This window comes from Variovorax sp. Soil_C_17 (assembly GCF_057657265.1).
Genome location: NZ_JBDGIT010000003.1, coordinates 986423 through 1006501 on the forward strand (window position 1 = coordinate 986423; position 20079 = coordinate 1006501).

21 protein-coding genes and 1 riboswitch are annotated in these 20079 nt (G+C 69.1%); of the genes, 16 read left to right on the forward strand and 5 right to left on the reverse strand.

All coding sequences use genetic code 11. The features are described 5' to 3' along the window. Nucleotides 1-3: 3 nt before the first annotated feature. The 10 genes from AC3A6Y_RS19895 to AC3A6Y_RS19940 all read left to right on the forward strand — a co-directional run bounded on the left by AC3A6Y_RS19895 (nucleotide 4) and on the right by AC3A6Y_RS19940 (nucleotide 9667). Nucleotides 4-1023, forward strand: coding sequence for a Bug family tripartite tricarboxylate transporter substrate binding protein (locus tag AC3A6Y_RS19895; protein ID WP_487869918.1), 1020 nt, complete (start codon nucleotides 4-6; stop codon nucleotides 1021-1023). Beyond that, a complete protein-coding gene (locus tag AC3A6Y_RS19900) occupies nucleotides 1020-1586 on the forward strand; it encodes a tripartite tricarboxylate transporter TctB family protein (RefSeq protein ID WP_487869919.1) in 567 nt (188 codons plus the stop codon). Before AC3A6Y_RS19895 ends, AC3A6Y_RS19900 begins: the two co-directional genes overlap by 4 nt. 12 nt (nucleotides 1587-1598) lie before the next feature. Then, complete coding sequence (locus tag AC3A6Y_RS19905; RefSeq protein ID WP_487869920.1) at nucleotides 1599-3125, forward strand: tripartite tricarboxylate transporter permease; 1527 nt, start codon at nucleotides 1599-1601, stop codon at nucleotides 3123-3125. Between the two features lie 12 nt (nucleotides 3126-3137). Continuing rightward, nucleotides 3138-3986 (forward strand): sugar phosphate isomerase/epimerase family protein, encoded by an 849-nt coding sequence (locus AC3A6Y_RS19910; protein ID WP_487869921.1) that lies wholly within the window; start codon nucleotides 3138-3140, stop codon nucleotides 3984-3986. Further along, a complete protein-coding gene (locus AC3A6Y_RS19915) occupies nucleotides 3979-5403 on the forward strand; it encodes an enolase C-terminal domain-like protein (RefSeq protein ID WP_487869922.1) in 1425 nt (474 codons plus the stop codon). The genes AC3A6Y_RS19910 and AC3A6Y_RS19915 overlap by 8 nt, the downstream gene beginning before the upstream one ends. A gap of 42 nt (nucleotides 5404-5445) precedes the next feature. After that, the gene (locus tag AC3A6Y_RS19920) at nucleotides 5446-6324 is read left to right on the forward strand and encodes a sugar phosphate isomerase/epimerase family protein (RefSeq protein ID WP_487869923.1); all 879 of its coding nucleotides are present in this window, start codon (nucleotides 5446-5448) and stop codon (nucleotides 6322-6324) included. Nucleotides 6325-6370: 46 nt separating this feature from the next. Beyond that, nucleotides 6371-7471 carry a DNA glycosylase AlkZ-like family protein gene (locus AC3A6Y_RS19925; protein WP_487869924.1) on the forward strand — a complete coding sequence of 367 codons (1101 nt, stop codon included), beginning with the start codon at nucleotides 6371-6373 and terminating at the stop codon, nucleotides 7469-7471. 105 nt (nucleotides 7472-7576) lie between these two features. Then, nucleotides 7577-7753: riboswitch (FMN riboswitch) on the forward strand. A 94-nt stretch (nucleotides 7754-7847) separates the two neighbouring features. Next, complete coding sequence (locus AC3A6Y_RS19930; RefSeq protein WP_487869925.1) at nucleotides 7848-8360, forward strand: 6,7-dimethyl-8-ribityllumazine synthase; 513 nt, start codon at nucleotides 7848-7850, stop codon at nucleotides 8358-8360. A 55-nt stretch (nucleotides 8361-8415) separates the two neighbouring features. Beyond that, on the forward strand, nucleotides 8416-9096 hold the full coding sequence (locus AC3A6Y_RS19935; RefSeq protein ID WP_487869926.1) for a glutathione S-transferase family protein: 681 nt from the start codon (nucleotides 8416-8418) through the stop codon (nucleotides 9094-9096). A gap of 112 nt (nucleotides 9097-9208) precedes the next feature. Further along, a complete protein-coding gene (locus AC3A6Y_RS19940) occupies nucleotides 9209-9667 on the forward strand; it encodes a hypothetical protein (RefSeq protein ID WP_487869927.1) in 459 nt (152 codons plus the stop codon). Nucleotides 9668-9675: 8 nt separating this feature from the next. Here the strand turns inward: AC3A6Y_RS19940 and AC3A6Y_RS19945 are convergent, their stop codons facing one another. Beyond that, nucleotides 9676-10434 (reverse strand): sulfite exporter TauE/SafE family protein, encoded by a 759-nt coding sequence (locus AC3A6Y_RS19945; RefSeq protein WP_487869928.1) that lies wholly within the window; start codon nucleotides 10432-10434, stop codon nucleotides 9676-9678. A gap of 28 nt (nucleotides 10435-10462) precedes the next feature. Continuing rightward, nucleotides 10463-11704, reverse strand: a complete 1242-nt coding sequence (locus AC3A6Y_RS19950) for an MFS transporter (RefSeq protein ID WP_487869929.1) — start codon at nucleotides 11702-11704, stop codon at nucleotides 10463-10465. 89 nt (nucleotides 11705-11793) lie between these two features. Here AC3A6Y_RS19950 and AC3A6Y_RS19955 point away from each other — a divergent pair, with 89 nt between their 5' ends. From AC3A6Y_RS19955 to AC3A6Y_RS19970, 4 genes are read left to right on the forward strand one after another with little or no spacing between them, the layout of a single operon-like run. Continuing rightward, a complete protein-coding gene (locus AC3A6Y_RS19955) occupies nucleotides 11794-12663 on the forward strand; it encodes an AraC family transcriptional regulator (RefSeq protein WP_487869930.1) in 870 nt (289 codons plus the stop codon). 51 nt (nucleotides 12664-12714) lie between these two features. Continuing rightward, a complete protein-coding gene (locus AC3A6Y_RS19960) occupies nucleotides 12715-12966 on the forward strand; it encodes a type II toxin-antitoxin system Phd/YefM family antitoxin (RefSeq protein ID WP_487869931.1) in 252 nt (83 codons plus the stop codon). Continuing rightward, a complete protein-coding gene (locus AC3A6Y_RS19965) occupies nucleotides 12959-13471 on the forward strand; it encodes a putative toxin-antitoxin system toxin component, PIN family (protein WP_487869932.1) in 513 nt (170 codons plus the stop codon). Before AC3A6Y_RS19960 ends, AC3A6Y_RS19965 begins: the two co-directional genes overlap by 8 nt. A gap of 60 nt (nucleotides 13472-13531) precedes the next feature. Further along, nucleotides 13532-15259, forward strand: coding sequence for a SulP family inorganic anion transporter (locus AC3A6Y_RS19970; protein WP_487869933.1), 1728 nt, complete (start codon nucleotides 13532-13534; stop codon nucleotides 15257-15259). Here AC3A6Y_RS19970 and arfB read toward each other — a convergent pair. After that, complete coding sequence (gene arfB, locus AC3A6Y_RS19975) at nucleotides 15228-15641, reverse strand: alternative ribosome rescue aminoacyl-tRNA hydrolase ArfB (protein ID WP_487869934.1); 414 nt, start codon at nucleotides 15639-15641, stop codon at nucleotides 15228-15230. The two genes, AC3A6Y_RS19970 and arfB, sit on opposite strands and share 32 nt — an antisense overlap. 90 nt (nucleotides 15642-15731) lie before the next feature. Between arfB and amrB the strand changes: the two genes are divergently transcribed. Then, nucleotides 15732-16535 (forward strand): AmmeMemoRadiSam system protein B, encoded by an 804-nt coding sequence (amrB, locus tag AC3A6Y_RS19980; protein WP_487869935.1) that lies wholly within the window; start codon nucleotides 15732-15734, stop codon nucleotides 16533-16535. Continuing rightward, on the forward strand, nucleotides 16532-17605 hold the full coding sequence (amrS, locus tag AC3A6Y_RS19985) for an AmmeMemoRadiSam system radical SAM enzyme (protein WP_487869936.1): 1074 nt from the start codon (nucleotides 16532-16534) through the stop codon (nucleotides 17603-17605). The genes amrB and amrS overlap by 4 nt, the downstream gene beginning before the upstream one ends. A 3-nt stretch (nucleotides 17606-17608) precedes the next feature. On the opposite strand, the gene AC3A6Y_RS19990 is transcribed toward amrS, so the two are convergent. Further along, a complete protein-coding gene (locus AC3A6Y_RS19990) occupies nucleotides 17609-19387 on the reverse strand; it encodes an alkaline phosphatase D family protein (RefSeq protein WP_487869937.1) in 1779 nt (592 codons plus the stop codon). 187 nt (nucleotides 19388-19574) lie between these two features. Then, nucleotides 19575-19910 (reverse strand): hypothetical protein, encoded by a 336-nt coding sequence (locus AC3A6Y_RS19995; RefSeq protein WP_487869938.1) that lies wholly within the window; start codon nucleotides 19908-19910, stop codon nucleotides 19575-19577. Nucleotides 19911-20079 lie beyond the last annotated feature (169 nt).

Here is a 20079-nt window from a genome sequence, read left to right on the forward strand (position 1 = left end):
ACCATGCAGAAGCGCCACCTGATCCGAAGCATCGCTCCCACCCTCGTGCTCGCGGCCCTCGCCGCGCTGGGTGCGCCCGTCCAGGCCCAGGACTGGAAGCCCTCGCGGCCCGTGACCATCATCGTGCCTTGGGCCGCCGGCGGCTCCACCGACCAGGTGACGCGCGTCACCGCCGCGGAGATCGAGAAGACGCTGGGCCAGAAGGTGGTGATCGTCAACCAGCCGGGCGCCTCGGGCTCGATCGGCAGCAAGAGCGCGCTCGACGCCCCCAAGGACGGCTACACCTGGACGGCCGGCGCAGCGCAGGACCTGGGCGCCTACGAAACCCTGGGCATGCTCAAGACCAAGATCGCCGACTGGCACCTGTTCCTCAACGTCGCGAACGTGCAGGTCATCGGCGTCAACGCGTCCGCGCCCTACAAGAGCGCCAAGGAGCTGCTCGATGCCATGAAGGCCAAGCCCGGCCAGATCAGCGTCGCCACGGCCGGCGTGACTTCGGCCGGCCACAACGCGATGGAGCTGATCGCCAAGAGCACTGGCGTCAAGTACCGGCACGTCACCTACGACGGCGGCAACCCGGCCGTCGTGGCCACGGTGGCGGGCGAGACGGAGGTCACCACCCAGCTCGCGGTGGAGCAGGCCGACATGATCCGCGGCAAGCGCATCCGACCGCTGGCCACGGTGAGCGACAAGGCGCTGGAGCTGGAAGGCTACGGCACCATCGAGCCGCTGTCCAAGACGCTCGAGGGCTTCAAGGCCCCGGCCAACTACTTCGGCATCTTCATTCCCAAGGGCGTGCCCGACGAGGTGGTGAAGACGGTGGAGAAGATCTGGGTCGACAACATCGCCAAGAGCGACGCGCTGAAGAAGTACGCCACCAGCCGCGGCGCCCTGTTCGCGCCGCTGCACGGCGCCGAGGCGCAGACCGCGGTCATGCCGGCCATCCAGGCCAACGCCTGGCTGCTGTTCGACAGCGGCAAGGCCAAGGTCTCGCCGGACACGCTGGGCATCTCGCGGCCGTGACGAGCGCCACCGACGCAGAACGCGCCGCAACGCAGGCCGAGGCCGCCGCGCACGTACGCAAGACCTCGCCGCGTTCGGACCTCCGGCAGTCGCTGGGCTGGATCGCGCTCGGCATCGCGACCACCATCGGGTCGCTGCGCATGGACCGGCTGGAGAAGCAGGACATCAACCCCTACACGGTGCCGGGCCTGCTGCCGGGCCTGCTCGGCGTGGCGATCGTGTTCTTCGGCCTGCTGATGCTCTACCGCTCGTGGCGACGGCTGGCCCGCACACCCCATGTGCCGCACGTGCGCACCGAAGCCGACCGTGCCGAGGCCCGCCGCATGTGGACCGTGCTGGCCCTGTGCATCGGCTTCGCAGGCGGGCTGGTGGGCCGCGGGCTGCCCTTCTGGGCCGCGGCGGCCGTCTTCGTCACGGTCACCATCGGCCTGCTGCAGTTCGCCGAACGCAGCGCGAAGAACCAGCGGTTGCGAGGCCTCGCCTTTGCTTTGGCGGTCGGCCTGGGCGCCGGCATCGTCATCACGCTCGTGTTCCAGGAGTTCTTCCTGGTGCGGCTTCCCTGAGGAGACCACGGCATGCTCGAAGGCCTTCAGATGCTGGGGCACTCCTACCTCAGCTTCCTGAACTTCTGGTCCCTCATCTATGGGCTCGGCGGCGCGCTGCTGGGCATCCTGGTGGGCTGCATGCCGGGGCTCTCCGCCACGCTGTGCATCGCGCTGCTGACCACGCTCACCATCAAGATGGCGCCCAACGACGCCATCCTGATCCTGATCTGCGCCTATGTCGGCACCCTTTACGGCGGCAGCCGCAGCGCGATCCTGCTGAACATCCCCGGCACCGCGGCGAACGCCGCCTCCTGCGCCGACGGCTATGCGCTGGCGCGCAAGGGCGAGGCTGGGCGCGCCATCGGCATCGCGACCTCGGGCGCTTTCACCGGCACGCTGTTCGGCGTGCTGTGCCTGGCGATGTTCACGCCGGCGCTGGCCGAGATCGCGCTGTCATTTGGCGCCTTCGAGTTCTTCTGGCTCGCCCTTTTCGGCGTCGCGATGTCGGGCAGCATCGTGGGCGAGGACCCGATCAAGGGCTGGCTCATGGGCTGCCTGGGCCTGCTGGTGGCGCAGATCGGCCAGGAAGGCCTGTACGCCTACGACCGCTTCACCTTCGGCTGGGACGAACTCTCGGGCGGCATCGCGCTGATTCCGGCGCTGATCGGCGCCTTCGGCTTCGCCGAGGTGCTGACCTCGCTGGCCGACCCGATCGAGCGCAAGATCGCCGAGATGAAGGACTCGGTGCTGCCGCGCTTTCGCGAGGTGTTCCAGTACTGGCGCACCGTGATCCGCTCGGGCGTGATCGGCGTGGTCACCGGCATCCTGCCCGGCATCGGCGAGGACTCGGGCGCGTGGATGTCCTATGCCGCCGCGAAGTCGGTGAGCCCGGAGCGCGAGCAGTTCGGCAAGGGCTCGATCGACGGGCTGATGGCGGCGGAGACCGGCGACATGGCCGCGATTCCCGGCGGCATCATTCCGGCGCTGGCGCTCGGCATTCCGGGCTCGGCGCCGGCCGCCGTGCTGATGGCGGCGATGATCATCCACGGCATCCAGCCCGGCCCCATGCTCATGATCAAGACGCCGCAGTTCGTCTACGACGTGGTGGCGATGACCACTCTGGCCACCTTCAGCATCCTGATCTTCGGCCTGTTCCTGGTGCGGCCGCTGCTGCACGTGCTGCGGGTGCGGCGCACGGTGCTGATGCCGGTGATCTTCGTGCTGTGCACGGTGGGTTCGTTCGCCATCGCCTCGCGGCTGTTCGACGTCTACTGCATGCTCGCGGTGGGCATCGGCGCCTTCTTCCTGCGCCGCCGCGGCTACGAGATGGCGCCCTTCGTGCTGGGGCTGGTGCTGGGCGAGCTGCTGGACAAGAGCCTGCGCCGCGGGCTGGTGCTGTCCGACGGCAGCATCGCGCCCTTCTTCACGCGGCCCATCTGCGCGGCGCTGGCGGCGGTCACCATCCTGACGATGCTGATGTACATCCCGGCGGTGAACGTGCGTTTGCGCCGCGCCTGGGGCGGCGCGAAGCGTTTCGTGTTCCGCCGCAGCGCCTGAGGATTCATGCCCATGAAGTTTGCGCTGTGCAACGAGGTGCTGAAGGAGCTGCCCTTCGCCGAGCAATGCCGGGTCGCGGCGGCGCTCGGCTACGACGGGCTGGAGGTCGCACCTTTCACGCTGGCGCCCGATCCCATGGCCATCGACGATGCGCAGGCACGCGCCTTCGGGCGCATCGCACTCGACCACGGCCTCGAGATCAGCGGCCTGCACTGGCTGCTGGTGGCGCCGGCCGGCCTTTCGATCGTGAGCGCCGACGCGGCGCTGCGCCGACGCGGCACGGCGGTGATGCAGCGCCTGGTCGAGCTCTGCGCGCTGATGGGCGGGCGCTACCTGGTTCACGGCTCGCCGAAGCAACGCTCCGTGCCGCCGGGCGAGACGCACGCCGCAGCCCTGGACCGCGCGCGCGAATGCCTGGCGGCCGCCGCACGGTCTGCCGAGCAATGCGGCGTGATCTACTGTATCGAGCCGCTCTCCACCGCCGAGACCGACCTGGTCAACACGGTGGCCGAGGCAATCGAGCTGGTGCAGGCCATCGGCTCGCCGGCCTTCAGGACCATGATCGACTGCAGCGCCGCGGGGCAGATGGAGCGCGAGGACATTCCCACGCTGATCCGCCGCTGGATGCCCACCGGGCAGATCGCCCATGTGCAGGTCAACGACCCGAACCGCCGCGGCCCGGGCCAGGGCGCAATGCGCTTCGCACCCATCCTGGCGGCGCTGAGCGAGATGCAAGCCGCGGGGCATTACCGGGGCATCGTGGCGGTCGAACCCTTCGATTACGTTCCCGACGGCATGGGCTCCGCGGCGCGCGCCATCGGCTATCTGCGCGGACTCGAGGAGGCCATGAGCCATGACTGAAGCACGACGCTTCACGATCCGCGAGATCGCCCTCTTCGAGCGCCCCGTGGTGCTGCGGCTGCCCTTCCGCTTCGGCGTGGTGACCTTGACCGAGTGCCCGCAGGCCTTCGCGCGCGTGCGCATCGAGCTCGGCGACGGGCGCAGCGCCTGGGGCGCCGCGGCCGAGCTGATGGCGCCCAAGTGGTTCGACAAGAACCTCGCGCTCAGCAACGAGGACAACTTCGATCAATTGCGCCGGGTGACCACGCTCGCGCGCGAGGCCTACCTGGGCGACGCGACGCCCGCAACCGCTTTCGGCCACTTCGCGCGGCAGCACGATGCGCACCGCACAGCCGCCGAAGCGCTGGGCTTCAATCCGCTGCTGGCAAGCTACGGACCGGCACTGCTCGACCGGGCGGTGCTCGACGCGTTGTGCCGCGCCTTGCAGATCTCCTTCTACGCGGCCATGCGCAGCAACGCCGCCGGCATCGGCGCGGCAAGACCCGAATTCGACGGGCTGGGCATGGACGCCTTCCTGGCAAAGCTGGCTCCTTCCGAAAGCATCGAGGCACGCCACACCGTCGGCATGCTCGATGCGATCACCGCGGCGGACCTGAGGGAGCGCGTGGCCGACGGACTGCCGGAAACGCTCGAGGAGGTGGTGCGCGTCTACGGCCACCGCTACTTCAAGCTCAAGGTGGGCGGCGACATCGAGGCCGACCTGGCCCGCCTCGGCGCCATCGAGACGGTGCTCGACGACATGGGCGGCCCCTACTTCGTCTCGCTCGACGGCAACGAACAGTACGCCGACGCGGCCGGCATCGCCGAGCTGATGGCGCGCATGCGCGAAACGCCCGCGCTCGCGCGCCTGTACGCCTCGATCCTCTTCATCGAGCAGCCGATCTCGCGCAAGCGGACGCTGGAGTGCGACCTGCGCGACGTGCGCAGCGCCAGCATCGGCAAGCCGGTGATCATCGACGAGTCCGATGGCGAGCTCGACACCTTCGTGCAGGCCCGGGCGCGCGGCTATACCGGCGTTTCCTCGAAGACCTGCAAGGGCTTCTACAAGTCACTGCTCAACGCGGCACGCTGCGCAGCGTGGAACGCCGACCAGTCGCAGCTGCGCTACTTCATGTCGGGCGAAGACCTGACGACGCAGGCCGGCCTTTCCGTGCAGCAGGATCTGGCCTTGGTCAACCTGCTGGGCATCACCCATGTGGAGCGCAACGGCCATCACTACGTGAACGGCATGGCCGCGCAGCCGGCCGCGGAACAGCAAAGCTTCCTCGACGCGCATGGCGACCTCTACGAGCGCTCCCACGGCGCGGTGCGCCTGCGCATCCGGGACGGCCGCATCCGCCTGGGCTCGCTGGATTGTGCCGGCTTCGCAAGTGCAGCAATGCCCGACTTCGAGGCCATGGCGCCGATGGCGGGCTGAGCTTTTTCCTTTTCCCTTTCCCTCCCTTCCCCCTTTCTTCTCATGCGCGATTTCTCCCAAGACCACGAGTGGCTCTCCCTCAACACGGCCACCATCCGCAAGCAGCTGGGCGCCGAAGTGCCGCTCGACCGCATCATCGACCAGTGCGCCGCGCTGGGCATCCGCGCCATCAGCCCGTGGCGCGACCAGGTCCACGCGGTCGGCATCGAACGCATCGCCAGGCAGCTGCGCGCGCACGGCATGCGCCTTTCGGGCTACTGCCGCGGCGGCTTCTTCCCGGCGCCCGACGCCGCCGGCCTGAAGGCCGCGCTGGAGGACAACCGCCGCGCCATCGACGAGGCGAAGACGCTCGATGCGCCCTGCGTGGTGCTGGTGGTGGGCGCCCTGCCCGGCGCGCTCGAAGGCAAGGCGCACTACAAGGACATCGCCCGCGCGCGCGGCGAGGTGCGCGACGGCATCGAGGCATCCCTCGAGTACGCGCGCGAAGTCGGCATGCCGCTCGCGATCGAGCCCCTGCATCCCATGCAGGCGGCCGAGCGCGCCTGCATCAACACGCTGGAGCAGGCGCTGGACCTGTGCGATGCGCTCGACCCCGCGCGCTCCGGCATGCTCGGCGTCGCGCTCGACATCTACCACGTGTGGTGGGACCCGAAGCTCGAGCAGCAGATCGCGCGCGCAGGCCGGGAACGCCTGCTGGCCTACCACGTGTGCGACTGGCTCACGCCCACGCGCGACCTGTTGAACGACCGCGGCATGATGGGTGACGGCGTGGTCGAGCTGCGCAAGATCCGCGGCTGGGTCGAGGCCGCGGGCTTCGGCGGCTTCAGCGAGGTCGAGATCTTCTCGGCGCTGGACTGGTGGCAGCGGACGGGCGAGGAGACGCTGGCCACCTGCATCGAGCGCCACCGCAGCGTGGTCTGACGAATCCAGCGCGCACGCCGCCGCCGGCTGTGCTGCAATTCGGCGCATGGCTGAGCCGACCCTCGACGACCTGCGCCGCTACGCCGTCGCGCGCACCCTCTTCAAGGCCACGACCTTGCCGGCGGCGATCCGGCGCCTGGGCTTCGTGCAGGCCGATCCCATCCGCGCGCCGGCGCGGGCACAGGACCTGACCCTGCGCCACCGCGTGAAGGACTACCACGCAGGGGATCTCGAGCGCCGCTACGCCCGGCTGGCCATCGAGGAGGACTGCCTCGTCAACTACGGATTCCTGCCGCGCGAGCACCTGGCCTTGATGCACCCGCGCGAAGCCAAGCGCCCCTGGGATGCCGAAACCCGGCGCAAGGCGGCCGAAGTGCTGGCCTTCGTGCGCGAACACGGGCGGGTGCACCCGCGTCAGGTCGAGGCGCATTTCGCGCACGGACGGGTGACGAACTACTGGGGCGGCTCGAGCAATGCCACCACGCATCTGCTCGACGACATGCACTACCGCGGCATGCTGCGCGTGGCGCGGCGCGACAGCGGCACGCGCATCTATGAAGCGGTGGCCCACGCGCCCTGCGACGACAGCCCGGCCGGCCGAGCGCTGCGCGCCGCCGCGCTCGTCGAGCTGGTGGTGCGCAAGTACGCGCCGCTGCCGGCTTCGAGCCTGACCTATCTCGTGCGCCTCCTGAGCTACGGGGCGCCGCATCTCGGGCCGCAGTTGCAGTCAGCCCTGCAAAAGGCGCGGGAGCAGTTCGCCGGCAGCCGCATCGAGGGCACGACCTGGTACTGGCCGGCCGACGAGAACCCCGCCTCCCGCCGCCACGCGCCGGACGACGCGGTGCGCCTGCTCGCACCCTTCGACCCGGTGGTGTGGGACCGCCGGCGCTTCGAGCTGCTCTGGGGCTGGCGCTACACCTTCGAGGCCTATGTGCCCGCGCCGAAGCGCCGGCTCGGTTATTACGCCCTGCCCCTGCTGTGGCACGACCGCGTGATCGGCTGGGCCAATGTGTCGGCGCGCGAAGGTCGGCTGCAACCCATCCTTGGCTATGCCGGCAGGAAGCCGCGGGACGCGGCCTTTCGCGCGGCGCTGGATGACGAGTTGGAGCGCATGACGCGGTTCCTCGGCGACCGCGCCGAAGAATGAAGGCCGCTCTCGACCCGGCTTTCGCAAGGTCTGCCGCCCAGGCGACAACACGCGCGCCGCGGCGCTCCTAGAATCGCAGGGCCGTCGCGCGCGAGCGCGGCGGCAAAGCGTTCTCAGGGCGGGGTGGAATTCCCCACCGGCGGTGATGGCGACCTGTTCGCACGAGCCCGCGAGCGCCCGCGGCGCGCCATGCGCCGCGGGGTCAGCAGACCTGGTGAGATCCCGGGGCCGACGGTTCAGGCTTTTGACGAAGCCTCACAGTCCGGATGAAAGAGAGCGCGGTCCCGTGGCCGGACAGGCGCGCGCGTTCGCACGCACTTGCTCGCTTCGGGCTCGTGCGCCCTGATTCAGGCAACCCTTCCTCGAAAGGCAAACCATGAGTCAGATCAACGACCTTCCCCTCTCCGCCGTCGCCGCGACCGATGTCTCGCGCGGCAAGCGCATCGCCTTCGTGCAGGCGCAGTGGCATTCGGACATCGTCCACCAGGCGCGCGACGCCTTTCTCGAAGAGATGGAGCGCCAAGGCGTGCCGCGCGCCGACATCGACATCTTCGATGTGCCCGGCGCCTTCGAGATCCCGCTGCATGCCAAGCGGCTCGCGCGCTCCGGGCGCTACGCGGGCATCGTCGGCTGCGCGCTGGTGGTGGACGGCGGCATCTACCGCCACGAGTTCGTCGCCGGCACGGTGGTGAGTTCGCTCATGCAGGTGCAGCTGGAGACGGACGTTCCGGTCTTCTCGGCCGTGCTCACGCCGCATCACTTCCACGAGCATGTGGAACACCGCAAGTACTTCCACCGCCACTTCGCCGTCAAGGGCACCGAGGTGGCCGAGGCCTGCGTGAAGACGCTGGAGGCGCTGAAGCGCGTCGAGGACCTGATCGCAGCCTGACAAGCGTCAAGGCCGGGCCGCGCACGCGGACCGCGCGCGGGTGTAGGCTTTCGCGATGGACAGCGGCAACAACGCCTCCGCCTACACGCTCTACGGCGCGCCCGGCTCCGGCGCCACGCCCGTCCACGCCGCGCTGACGCTGATCGGCGCTCCCGTGAAAGTGGTCGACATCGCGCCATGGGATGGCGAAGGCGAGCGGCAGAAGCTGCTCCCGGTCAATGCCATGCGGCAGGTGCCGGTCCTGGTCCTGCCCTCGGGCGAAATCATGACCGAGAGCGCGGCGATCCTGATCTGGCTGGGCGACCGCCATCCCGAGGCCGGGCTGGCGCCGGACATCGCCGATCCGCGCCGAGCCCAGTACCTGCGCTGGATGAGCTTCATCCCCGCCGCCATCTATTCGATGTACTGGGTGCGCGACGAGCCCTCGCGCCTGGCGGCCGATTCCCAGGCCGAGACGGTGATCCTGGCACGCACGGCCGAGCGCATCGCCGAGTGCTGGCGCCTGATGGATGCGCAGCTGCCGCGCGGCACGACCTACCTGCTGGGCGAGCGCATCGGCATGCTCGACCTTTACGTGACGGTGGTCTCGCGCTGGACGCCGTGCCGGACGCGCTTTTACCGCGAGGCGCCGCGCATGGCCGAGGTGGTCCGCCGAGTCGATGCCGAGCCGCGCCTCGCCGGGTTCTGGGCCTCCCGCTTCCCCTTCGCGCCCGGCTGGGAAAACGCGGAACCCTGAGCCCTTCCGCAGACAGACCCAAGGGTTTGCGCTGACAAAGTCGAGGTCAAACCCCGTTCCCGAGCGCCGTAAGAATTACGTAAGATTCGCGCCACGTTTCATCAGAATCTTCATGCTCGACATAGACCTGCCAGCGCCCGCTGCCGCCATTCGCAGCGTACTTGCCAACCGCGGGATCGTTCCGGCACTCGCCTTGCTCAACGACCGAACACCCTACCGATTCACCGCCATCTACAAGCTCAATGGCGAGGTGATGCATGCGACGCACGCCTTCGACCGCACCGCCGAATACCGAACCTGGCTGAAGGTCGTGCCGCTCGGCAAGAGCTTCTGCCAGTACGCGATGGCGCATGGCGAGTTCGTGACGAGCCACGCATCGGAGGACCAGCGCCTCCCTCAGCGCCCCTACGCGGGCTTCGTCGAGTCCTATTACGGCCAGATGCTCACGCGCGAATGCGGAACGCCCTACGGCACCTTCATTCACTTCGATCTGGAGCCGCGCAGCATTGCGGCGGAAGAGATCGATTTTCTCCGGGGAGTGATCCCGACCTTCCTTGAGTACCTCGACTGAGCAGGCCCCTAGCCGGCCCGCGCCGCCAGCACCGGCACCGAGGACGCCAGCAGTGCGACGCCCGACAGCGTCAGCAACCCCAGCACGATCTTGCGAAAGCCCGTCTCGCTGATGCCGATGTAGAGCCGCGCGCCGAGCAGCACCGGCACCAGCACCGCGAGCGCGACGATGCCCAGCAGCGGCAGCATCGGCACGCCGACCAGGCCGGTGCCCAGGTAAGCCGAGAAGGTGACCAGCAGCATCGAAAGGTTGAAGTTCTGGATCACCGAGCGCTGCACGTCTTTTTCCAGGCCGCGCAGTGTGCACCACAGCGTCGGAATGGCGCCGGTGAATCCGCCCAGGCCGCCGCAGACGCCGCCGACCAGGCCGGCCACGCCATCGGCCGCACGGCCGCCCGCGCTCACGCGCGGGAGGTTGCCGGCCATCAGCATGGCCGGGCACCAGATCACCAGCAGGCCGCCGAGGCAGGCCTTGAAGAGCGGGACGTCCAGCCGCGGCAGCAGCCAGACGCCCAGCGGCACGCCCACGAGACCGCCGAGCACGAAGGGCAGAAGCAGCGCGCGGTCGAAGCCCCGGCGCACCGTGACGGCGGCGATCACCTGGCCGGTCAGCGCGCCGAAGGTGGCGAGCACCGCTGCCAGCCTGGGGTCCACGGTCCAGGCCCAGAAGGACATCGCGACCAGGCCGAACGCGAAGCCCGACAGGCCCTGCACGAAGCCGGCCACGATCGCGCCGAGCGCGACGATCAGATAAAGCGAGGAATCCAACGCGGTGACCGAACGCGGGCGGGCCCCATCACGCCGAAGCAGGAACCAGGGCCTCGCGCCGCACGCGCCGCACGTTGAAGGCGCTCGCGATCAGCACCGCCTGTACCACGGCCAGGCCGATGATCACGCTCATGTACTGCTGGTGGTCCATCAGCCGGCCGAAGATCAGCGGCGCCACGGCCTGCCCGATGTCCAGACCCGCATAGACCACGCCGTAGACGCGGCCCGAGGCGTTGGCCGGCGTCGAGCGCTTGACCAGCAGGTCGCGCGAGGGCCCGGCGATGCCCGAGGCGAAGCCCATCGCGCCGAACATGGCCGGCACCAGCACCGGCGGGAAGTCCACCAGCGCCAGGACCAGTGCCAGCACCGCGGCCGCGCCGAAGGAAAGGCCCACGACGCGCTCGCAGCGCGCAGGGTCGGAGGCCAGGAAGCCGCCCACCACCATGCCGCCCGCGCTGGCCACCATGTAGGTCGTGAGGCAGATCGCGATCAGCGCGACCGGCACCGCGTGCAAGTGTCCGGCTGCGGCCGGCGCGAAGGTCTGCACCACGCTCAGCGCCATCGCATAGAAGAAGAAGAATCCGAAGCACATCCACACCGCCGGAATCTTGAGGAAGGCGAACTCGCCGCCCGCCGCCGCGTCGGCACCGGTGGCCTTGTGAACCGCCTTCACGTCCAGCGCCAGCACGGCGCGGTTGAGCCACAGCACCAGGAGCACGACCAGCGCCAGCGCCCCGGCCGAGGCCAGTGCCACGCGCCACGAGAAGGCGATGGCCAGCGGCACCACGAAGGCCGGCGCCAGCGCCCAGCCCAGGCTGCCGGTGATGCCATGCACGCTGTAGGCATGGCCCAGGCGCGTGGGCGCGACCTTGCGGTTGAAGAGCGTGTAGTCCACCGGGTGGAACACGCCATTGCCCACACCGGCCACCACCGCGCACGCCAGCAGCATCCAGTAGCTCTGCGCCAGCGAGTAGCCGATCGCCGCCAGCGCCAGCAGGCCCAGCCCCACGAAGAGCACCGGTCGCGGTCCGAGGCGGTCGACCAGGAATCCCGAGGCGGCCTGCACGATGCACGAGACGACGAAGAACACGGTCAGCACCGCACCGAGCTCGGTGTAGCTGACGTTGAAGGCATCCTTGAGCCAGGGGAACAGCGGCGGCAGCACCAGCTGGGCGAAATGGCTGATGGCATGTGCGAGGCCGACCAGTCCGATCAGCTTGGCATCGGAACGAAGGGTGTTCGAGGTGGGAGAAGCGTTGGGGGAAGACATGAATTGCAACAAGAAACCGGAGCAGGCGACGATCGTATTCCCGCAGTGCGCGGCAGAATGGCGATACAGAGACAACATTTGTCGAAATCATGCCGTCCACCGTCTTTGCGCCCGTGACGCCCGCTCGACGTGCCGCGCAGCCGGAAAGCCCTGCGCCAACCCAGTCCGTGGGCCCGCTCACGCCGCACCTTTATGCGCCCGACGCGCTTCGGCCGCTGAGAGCCAAGGAGCATTTCCTCCAGGCCGACACCTTCGTCGAGCTGCACACGCATCCGTGGCCGCAGCTCACCTTCTCGACCCGCGGCGTGATCCGGCTGAGCACCGAGGACGGCAGCTACATCGTGCCACCCTCGCGCGCCCTCTGGGTGCCGGCCGACATGGCGCACAGCATCACGCTCATCGAAGACGCGGAGCTGCGCACGGTCTACCTGCACAGCTGGCTCGGCCCGGGCTGGGAGAAGTGCGAGGTGCTGGAGATCAGCCCGCTGCTGCGCGCCCTCATGCTGGCGCTGGACACCACGCCCGACGGCCTGCCGCCGGCCGATCCGCATGCGGCGCAGCGCGAGCGCTGGATCGCGCCGCTCCTGGTCGACGAGCTGGAGCGCGCGACGCAGATCCGCATCGACGTTCCATTGCCCGCCGACAAGCGCCTGCGCCAGCTGTGCGAGACCCTGCTGCGCAACCCTGCCGGCCGCGCCACGCTGGCCGAGCGGGCCGAGGCCATCGGCGCCAGCGAACGCACGGTCGCGCGCCTGTTCCGCGATCAGCTGGGCATGAGCTGGCAGCAATGGCGCCAGCAGGCGGTGCTGGCCCATGCGCTGCCGCTGCTGGCGCGCGGCATGGCCGTGAGCCAGGTGGCCTCTGCCAGCGGCTACGCGACCGACAGCGCCTTCTGCGCGATGTTCAAGGCGGCGACGGGTCAGTCGCCGACGGCCTTTCAGCACAAGAGGAAGGCTTAGCGGACAGCCCGGGAGTTTGTACAATTTGTACAAATTGAACCGAGGGCCGCCATGCTGATCTACTCCGCCAGCGAAGCCAAGCAAAACTTCGCCGCCATGCTCGATGCTGCCGCACGGGAACCGGTGGTGATCCGCCGGCACGACCGGGACGTCGCGATGGTGATTTCGCCCGAGCAGTACCGGAAGCTGCATCGCCTCAACGTCGAGGAGCTGAAACGCCTCGTCGACGAGATCGGCGCCGAGGCCGAGAAAAATGGCATGACGGACGAGATCCTGGCCGAGCTCCTCGCCCGCGATGATTGAGCCGCTGCCGCTGCGCCGCTGGGTCATCGATACGAACGTTCTCGTCAGTTGGATGCTCCGTCCGCCGAGCGTTCCCGGCCGGGCGGTCGACCAGGCCATCGATCTCGGACGGCTGCTCTTCTCGAAGGAAACGCACCGCGAGTTGCTGTCTGTGATCCGCCGGCCCAAGTTCGATCGCTACGTCCGGCTCGATCGGCGGGTGGCGTTCCTGGTCAGGCTGGACGATCTCATCGATTGGGTGCAGCCCATGCGCGCGATCCGCGCCTGCCGCGATCCCAAGGACGACAAGTTTCTCGAAGTTGCGGTGCATGGCAGCGCGGATGCACTCATCACGGGCGATGCCGATCTGCTGGCCTTGCACCCGTTTCACGACATTCCCATCCTCTCGCCCGACCGCTTCCTGTTCGGCCTCGCACCACCCGGCGCGGCGGGCTTGATACAAGAACCCGCCGCGGCGTATCGAACTAGACGGCCCAGGACCGCCACGAGCACCGCCAAGAATTGAGCCACGGTCGCTTTCGTATCATCGGCGGGTGCATCCCCAATCAATCCGCGTGGTGAAGGCATGGCCCTGAACCGCGACCAGCTCATGCGCTGGCTCCCCTTCCTCGGCTGGCCACGCCCGAACCGCGCCCTCCTCACCGGCGAAGCCATGGCCGGCATCACAGTGGCCCTGATGGTCATCCCGCAGGGCGTCGCCTATGCGGCGCTGGCCGGCATGCCGCTGGTGACGGGCATCTACGCCTCGCTGCTGCCGGCGCTCATCGGGGTTCTGTTCAGCGCATCGACCCGGCTCTCGGTCGGGCCGACCGCGCTGTCCAGCCTGCTGGTGGCGGCCTCGCTGGGTCCGCTCGCGATTCCCGGCAGCGCCGAATGGGTGGCGCTGGCGGTGTGGCTGTGCTTCATGTCGGGCGCCATCCAATTGCTGCTCGGGCTCGGCGGATTCGGGTGGGTGCTGCGGCTGGTCAACTCGCCGGTGCTGATGGGCTTCACCCAGGCCGCTTCGGTGCTGATCATTCTGTCGCAGCTGCCGGCGCTGTTCGGCTTCACCGGCCGCAGCATCGGCCAGCTGTGGCACGGGCCGCCGCCCGATGTCCTGGCCATTGCCTTCGGCCTCGGCAGCATGGCGGCGCTGTGGATCGCCAAGGAACGCTGGCCGCGCTTCCCGGCCGCGATGGTGGTGGTGGGCGCCTGCGCGGCCATCAGCGCAGCCATCGGCTACGCGTTGCGCGGCGGCGCCGTGGTCGGCACCCTGCCCTCCGGCCTGCCCGCCTTTTATTGGCCCGGCACTCAGCCGCTGGGCACCTTCGGCGCCCTGCTGCTGCCGGCGCTGATGATCACGCTGGTGAGCTTTCTCGAGACGGCCTCGAGCGCCAAGGTCGACAACGCGCGCGCCGGCAAGCTCTGGAACGAGAACCAGGACCTGATCGGCCAGGGCCTGGCCAAGATCGCCTCCGGCTTCTCCGGCGCTTTTCCCACCAGCTCTTCCTTCTCGCGCTCGGCCATCAACCTCTACGCCGGCGCGCAAACCGGCTGGGCCACGGTGTTCTGCGTGCTGCTGATCGGCGCCGCACTCCTGTGGGCGATGCCGTTGCTCTACCACGTGCCGCAGGCGGTGCTGGCCGCCATCGTGGTCATCGCGATGCTGGGGCTGGTGCGCCCCGGACAGTTCGTCTCGCTCTGGCGCATCTCGCGCGTGGAGGCGGTGACGGCGCTGGTGACCTTCGTCCTCACCATCGCCACCTCGCCCTCGATCTACTGGGGCGTGCTCGCCGGCCTGCTGATGAGCCTCAGCCACTACATGTACCGGCACCTGCACCCGCGCATCATCGAAGTGGGCCTGCACCCCGACGGCAGCCTGCGCGACCGCCATCTTTGGAACCTGCCGCCGCTGGCGCCCCAGCTGCATGCGATGCGCATGGACGCCGAGCTGGACTTCGCAACCGCCAGCACGCTGGAGCGCGCCATCACCGTCGCGCTCGCGATGCGGCCGGAGCTCACCGACATCTGCCTGTTCGCGCAGCCGATCAACCGCATCGACGTGACCGGCGCCGAGGTCTTCGGCGCAATCCGCCGGCTGCTGGAATCGAAGGGCGTGCGCCTGCACCTGAGCGGCCTCAAGCTGCCGGCGCAGCAGGTACTGGAACGCGCCGGTCTGCTGACGGCCGGGCCGATGCTGTTCATCTACCGAACCGATGCCGATGCGCTCGCGGCACTCGGCGCGATGCATGGGATGACGGCCGCGGACGCGGAGGCCGCGCTCAGTCCTGCACCGGCCCGCGCTGACGCTTGATCTCCGCCCGCTGGCTCTTGCCCTCGAGCCGGCGCTGACGAGCTCCGTAGCTCGGCTTGGTGGGCCGGCGCACACGCGGCGGCAAGGCCACGCTGTCGACCAGCTCCTGCAGCCGCGCCAGCGCGTCGGCCCGGTTCATGTCCTGGCTGCGGTGGCGCTGCGCCTTCAGCACCAGCACGCCTTCCTGGGTGATGCGGCTGTCGCGCAGCGCGAGCAGGCGCTCCTTCACCGCTTCGGGCAGCGAGCTCGCCCGGATGTCGTAGCGCAGGTGCACGGCACTCGACACCTTGTTGACGTTCTGGCCGCCGGCACCTTGCGCGCGCATGGCGCTGAATTCGGCCTCCGAGGGGTCGATGGGAACGAGCGGACGCGGCGGGGGCATGCGCCATTCTGACTCGGCCGCAGGGTCGCCGCCGACCGATTGACGCTGGGCCGAGGCCGGTCCATATTGAACGCAGGAGGTGCGGCGGCCATGCCTGCTGTTCGCCCCGCCGCGGTCGCGGGGAGCTTCTATCCGGCGGATGCATTGCCGTTGCGGCGGCAGGTCGGCGAATGCCTGGCTGCCGCCCATGCCACGGCCCCGCCCGAACGCCCGCCCAAGATGCTGATCGTTCCGCACGCGGGCTACAGGTATTCCGGCGGCGTTGCGGCACATGCCTATGCCTTGCTCGCCCCCTGGCGTGACCAGATCAGCCGCGTCGTGCTGCTCGGCCCGGCGCATCGCTCGGCGGTCCGTGCCCTGGCGGCTCCGGCGGCGGAAGCCTTCGACACGCCGCTCGGCCGCATCGCGCTGGACCTGCCTGCGCTCGCCCGGTTGCACGACCTCGCGCAGGTCGTGCGCGACGACCGGGCGCACGCCTTCGAGCATTCGTTGGAGGTGCAGTTGCCATTCCTGCAGACGCTGCTCGGCCCCTTCAAGTTGGTACCGCTGCTGGTGGGCCATGCCGGGCCCGCCGAAGTCGCGCAGGTGCTGGCGCGCCTGTGGGGCGGCGACGAAACGCTGATCGTCGTCAGCTCCGACCTGTCGCATTACCTGCCCGATGCGCAGGCGCAGTTGCGCGATCGCGCCACGGTCGATCGCATCCTCGCCTTCGACGCCACGCTGGACCCCGAAGACGCCTGCGGCGCACCGGCAATCAACGGTGCGCTTCAGGCGGCACAGGCTCACGGCCTGCTGCCGCGTCTGCTTGACCTGCACAATTCCGGCGACACCGCGGGCGATCGCCGCCGCGTGGTCGGCTACGCCGCGATCGCGTTCGAGGCGGCAGCATCATGAACACGAACCCGCCGGCGCGCTGGTGGCATCCCCTCGACGACGGCCGCATCCAGTGCGACCTGTGCCCGCGCGACTGCCGCCTGCACGAGGGCCAGCGCGGCATGTGCTTCGTGCGGCAGCGCATCGGCGGCGAGATGGTGCTCACCACCTACGGGCGCAGCTCGGGCTTCTGCATCGATCCGATCGAGAAGAAGCCGCTGAATCACTTCCATCCGGGTTCCAGCGTGCTGTCCTTCGGCACCGCCGGCTGCAACCTGGCCTGCAAGTTCTGCCAGAACTGGGACATCTCCAAGAGCCGCGAGATGGACCGGCTGATGGACCAGGCCTCGCCGCAGCGCATCGCCGAGCTGGCGCGCCAGCGTGGCGCCCTGAGCGTGGCCTTCACCTACAACGACCCGGTGATCTTCGCCGAGTACGCCATGGACGCGGCCGATGCCTGCCATGCATTGGGCATCTTCAGCGTGGCCGTGACCGCGGGCTACATGCATGCCGCGCCGCGGCGCGAGTTCTATGCCCGAATGGATGCTGCCAACGTCGATCTCAAGGGCTTCACCGAAGAGTTCTATTTCCGGCAGACCGGGGGCCATCTGGCGCCGGTGCTCGATACGCTGCAGTACCTGCGCCACGAGACCTCCTGCTGGTTCGAGATCACGACGCTGCTGATCCCCGGCCACAACGACGGCGATGCCGAGATCGAGGCGATGAGCCGCTGGATCTTCGACGCGCTCGGGCCCGACGTGCCGCTGCACTTCACGGCCTTCCATCCCGACTACAAGATGGTGGACGTGCCCCCCACACCGCCGGCCACGCTGAAGCGTGCCCGCGCCATCGCGCTGGCCAACGGCCTGCACCACGTCTACACCGGCAACGTGCATGACGTGGAGGGCGGTACGACCTTCTGCCCTCATTGCCGCGCAGCGCTGGTGCGGCGCGACTGGTACCTCGTGATGGATTGCGCGCTGGATGCGCGTGGCGAATGTCCGCATTGCGGCACGCCCATCGCGGGCCGCTTCGGCACCTTCGGGCACGGCTTCGGCCGCCGGCGCATCCAGGTGCGTGCGTCTGTTTAAAGCCTACACGGGCAGGACATCGAGATTGTTCGCCCCCGGCAAGGCATGCAGGCTCTTCGCGAGACGCGCGGTATATGAGCGGCTCAGCACGGTGTCGACTTCCGTCCAGTCGGCCCGCACCTCTGCCGGCGTCAGCGTCAGCACCAGGAAGCCGCGCCGGGTCGTCTCCGCGTAGCGCAGGTCTCTCACCATCTTGGGAAAGGCATCCGTGAGGACGGGGCCGGAGATCAGCGGCAGCAGGAGTTCCAGCCCCGGCGAGCTGATCGAGGCCGTCGCGAACTCGACGCCCACGCGCTGCCCGCCTGCATCGGTCAGGTTGCTCGCCCACGCATTGTGCGTATCGCCGGCCAGCGAGACGAGGTTCTTGCCCATCGATCGGGCTGCGGCCAGCACGGTCTCGCGCGCGGCAGGATAGCCGTCCCAGGCATCGAGGTTGTAGGGAACGCGCCGCTGATCCAGCAAGGCGCGCTGGCTGTCGCTGCGCAAGGATTCCGGGGTCGACTGCGCCGCGAGGAATTCGCCAATGCTCTCCACCGTGAACGCGCTCGCAACGCTCAGTGGAATCTCCATGCGCGCCATCAACACCTGATTCCCAAGGATCTGCCAGGTCGCGGCAGACGCGGTCATGCGCGCGGACAGCCAGTCCGATTGCTCTGCGCCCAGCATCTGGCGCCCCGCGCCGGCGGCGGCACCCTGCAGATAGGCGTCGAGGTCGACCTGCTGGTCGCGCCCGATGAGCCGCGTGTCCAGCATGTGCAGCGACGCCAGCGTGCCGAAGTCGAAGGAACGGTAGATCTTCAGCGGATTGGCAGGATCGGGCATCCGCACGGGCAGCCATTCGCGATAGGCCTGCACGGCGGCCGCGCGCCGCGCCGTGAAGCTGCCTTCGGTGGCCGGATCGTGGTTGACCGCACCGCCGGACCAGGCGTTGTCGGCGAAGTCATGGTCGTCCCACACCGCGATCATCGGCATCTTCGCGTGCAGCGCAGCCAGGTCCGGATCGGTCCGGTACTGCGCGTGTCGGCGCCGATAGTCTTCGAGCGTCAAGAGCTCGTGGGCCGGCTGCGACTCGCGATCGATCGCGAACGCCAGCTGCGATGCAAAGCCCCGACGCCCGAACTCGTAGATGTAGTCGCCCAGGTGCAGCACCACGTCGATGTCCGTGCGCTTGGCCAGCTCGGCGCACACGTTGAAATAGCCGGCGGGGAAATTCGAGCAGGAGACGACGCCGAGCCGGAGTTGCGACACGCTGCCGGTCGGCAGGGTCTTCGTGCGTCCGGTGGGCGAAGGCTCGTCGCCTACGTAGAAGCGGTAGAAGTAGACGCTGGCCGGCTGCAGCCCGGTGGCATCCACCTTGACGGTGTAGTCCTGCTCCGCGCCGGTGCTGGTCGTGCCTCGCGCCACGATGGCGCCGAAGTTCGCGTCGCTTGCGACTTCCCAGCTCAGGTTCAGGGTGCCGGGACTGGCGACGGTGACGCGGGTCCACAGAATCACGCGGTCCGACAGGGGATCGCCGCTGGCGACGCCGTGCGCGAACACGGATGTCGCGCCGCCGGGGGTTCCGCCCCCGCCGCCGCCGCCACCGAGGCCGCCACCGAACCCACCTCCGCCGCCGCCGCCTCCACCGCCGCAACCGGACACGCTCACGCCGGTGCCGACGAACATGGCATAGAGAATGGCGCCTCGAATGAAGGATCGGCGCGAGGTCTCGGGAGCGAGATCGGAAGCGTGTTCCGGGTCCGCAGCGGATGCGGGCGTTTTTGTGCCGTGGCTTTCGCGCATGTCTCGCTCCTTGCCCGGCACGCCAGCCGCACGGTGCGGCTTTTCGTCGCGTCGGGGGGTGGCGAGATTGAAGGCCGGTCCCGGCAAAGTGACCGTCAGCCGAGATCACCGTCGAAGGTCGGCCAAGCGCTTACATGGCGTCACAGTCCGTTGCGAGCGGACACGAACAGTGGATTGGCGCAGGCCGCTACTCGCCGCGCGAGACCGGACGCGCCTGCACGTCCGTCACGCTGGCACTGCGATCGCGCAAGCGCACCGGGCTGTCGGCGGCCTCGCCGCGTGCCCGCGCACCGGCCACGTCCGCAGCCGTGGGCTCGGCCGGCTGCGCAGCGGCGCGAAAGCGATCGAAGCCATGGCGAGGGTCGAAGCGCATCACCCAGGGCCGCACCGGCTGGCCGGTGAGGCGGGCCCAGCCGTAGCGCAGGCCCCACACCGCTGCCAGCAGCATCACCGCGACGGCGAGGCTGGCCGCGAGGACCAGGCCCATCAGGAACAGAACGACGCGCAGAAGGAAGTTCATCATCATCGGGATTAGGCCACCGCCTCGGCCCGAGGTTCCCCGGCCCTGTGGAACTCGAACTGCCCCGGAGTCCGGATCGGGTCGGTGGTGACCACGATCGTGTCCTTCGGCCCGAAGCTGCCATCGAGCAGCAGCTTCGACAGCGGGTTCTCGATGCGATGCTGGATCGCCC

What these genes read in the sequence shown, in the direction of transcription:
- AC3A6Y_RS19895 (WP_487869918.1), top strand. Translation starts at nt 4, where the DNA reads ATGCAGAAGCGCCACCTGATCCGAAGCATCGCTCCCACCCTCGTGCTC.
- AC3A6Y_RS19905 (WP_487869920.1), top strand. Translation starts at nt 1,599, where the DNA reads ATGCTCGAAGGCCTTCAGATGCTGGGGCACTCCTACCTCAGCTTCCTG.
- AC3A6Y_RS19910 (WP_487869921.1), top strand. Translation starts at nt 3,138, where the DNA reads ATGAAGTTTGCGCTGTGCAACGAGGTGCTGAAGGAGCTGCCCTTCGCC.
- AC3A6Y_RS19915 (WP_487869922.1), top strand. Translation starts at nt 3,979, where the DNA reads ATGACTGAAGCACGACGCTTCACGATCCGCGAGATCGCCCTCTTCGAG.
- AC3A6Y_RS19920 (WP_487869923.1), top strand. Translation starts at nt 5,446, where the DNA reads ATGCGCGATTTCTCCCAAGACCACGAGTGGCTCTCCCTCAACACGGCC.
- AC3A6Y_RS19925 (WP_487869924.1), top strand. Translation starts at nt 6,371, where the DNA reads ATGGCTGAGCCGACCCTCGACGACCTGCGCCGCTACGCCGTCGCGCGC.
- AC3A6Y_RS19930 (WP_487869925.1), top strand. Translation starts at nt 7,848, where the DNA reads ATGAGTCAGATCAACGACCTTCCCCTCTCCGCCGTCGCCGCGACCGAT.
- AC3A6Y_RS19935 (WP_487869926.1), top strand. Translation starts at nt 8,416, where the DNA reads ATGGACAGCGGCAACAACGCCTCCGCCTACACGCTCTACGGCGCGCCC.
- AC3A6Y_RS19940 (WP_487869927.1), top strand. Translation starts at nt 9,209, where the DNA reads ATGCTCGACATAGACCTGCCAGCGCCCGCTGCCGCCATTCGCAGCGTA.
- AC3A6Y_RS19950 (WP_487869929.1), bottom strand. Translation starts at nt 11,704, where the DNA reads ATGTCTTCCCCCAACGCTTCTCCCACCTCGAACACCCTTCGTTCCGAT.
- AC3A6Y_RS19955 (WP_487869930.1), top strand. Translation starts at nt 11,794, where the DNA reads ATGCCGTCCACCGTCTTTGCGCCCGTGACGCCCGCTCGACGTGCCGCG.
- AC3A6Y_RS19960 (WP_487869931.1), top strand. Translation starts at nt 12,715, where the DNA reads ATGCTGATCTACTCCGCCAGCGAAGCCAAGCAAAACTTCGCCGCCATG.
- AC3A6Y_RS19965 (WP_487869932.1), top strand. Translation starts at nt 12,959, where the DNA reads ATGATTGAGCCGCTGCCGCTGCGCCGCTGGGTCATCGATACGAACGTT.
- AC3A6Y_RS19970 (WP_487869933.1), top strand. Translation starts at nt 13,532, where the DNA reads ATGGCCCTGAACCGCGACCAGCTCATGCGCTGGCTCCCCTTCCTCGGC.
- arfB (WP_487869934.1), bottom strand. Translation starts at nt 15,641, where the DNA reads ATGCCCCCGCCGCGTCCGCTCGTTCCCATCGACCCCTCGGAGGCCGAA.
- amrB (WP_487869935.1), top strand. Translation starts at nt 15,732, where the DNA reads ATGCCTGCTGTTCGCCCCGCCGCGGTCGCGGGGAGCTTCTATCCGGCG.
- amrS (WP_487869936.1), top strand. Translation starts at nt 16,532, where the DNA reads ATGAACACGAACCCGCCGGCGCGCTGGTGGCATCCCCTCGACGACGGC.
- AC3A6Y_RS19990 (WP_487869937.1), bottom strand. Translation starts at nt 19,387, where the DNA reads ATGCGCGAAAGCCACGGCACAAAAACGCCCGCATCCGCTGCGGACCCG.
- AC3A6Y_RS19995 (WP_487869938.1), bottom strand. Translation starts at nt 19,910, where the DNA reads ATGATGAACTTCCTTCTGCGCGTCGTTCTGTTCCTGATGGGCCTGGTC.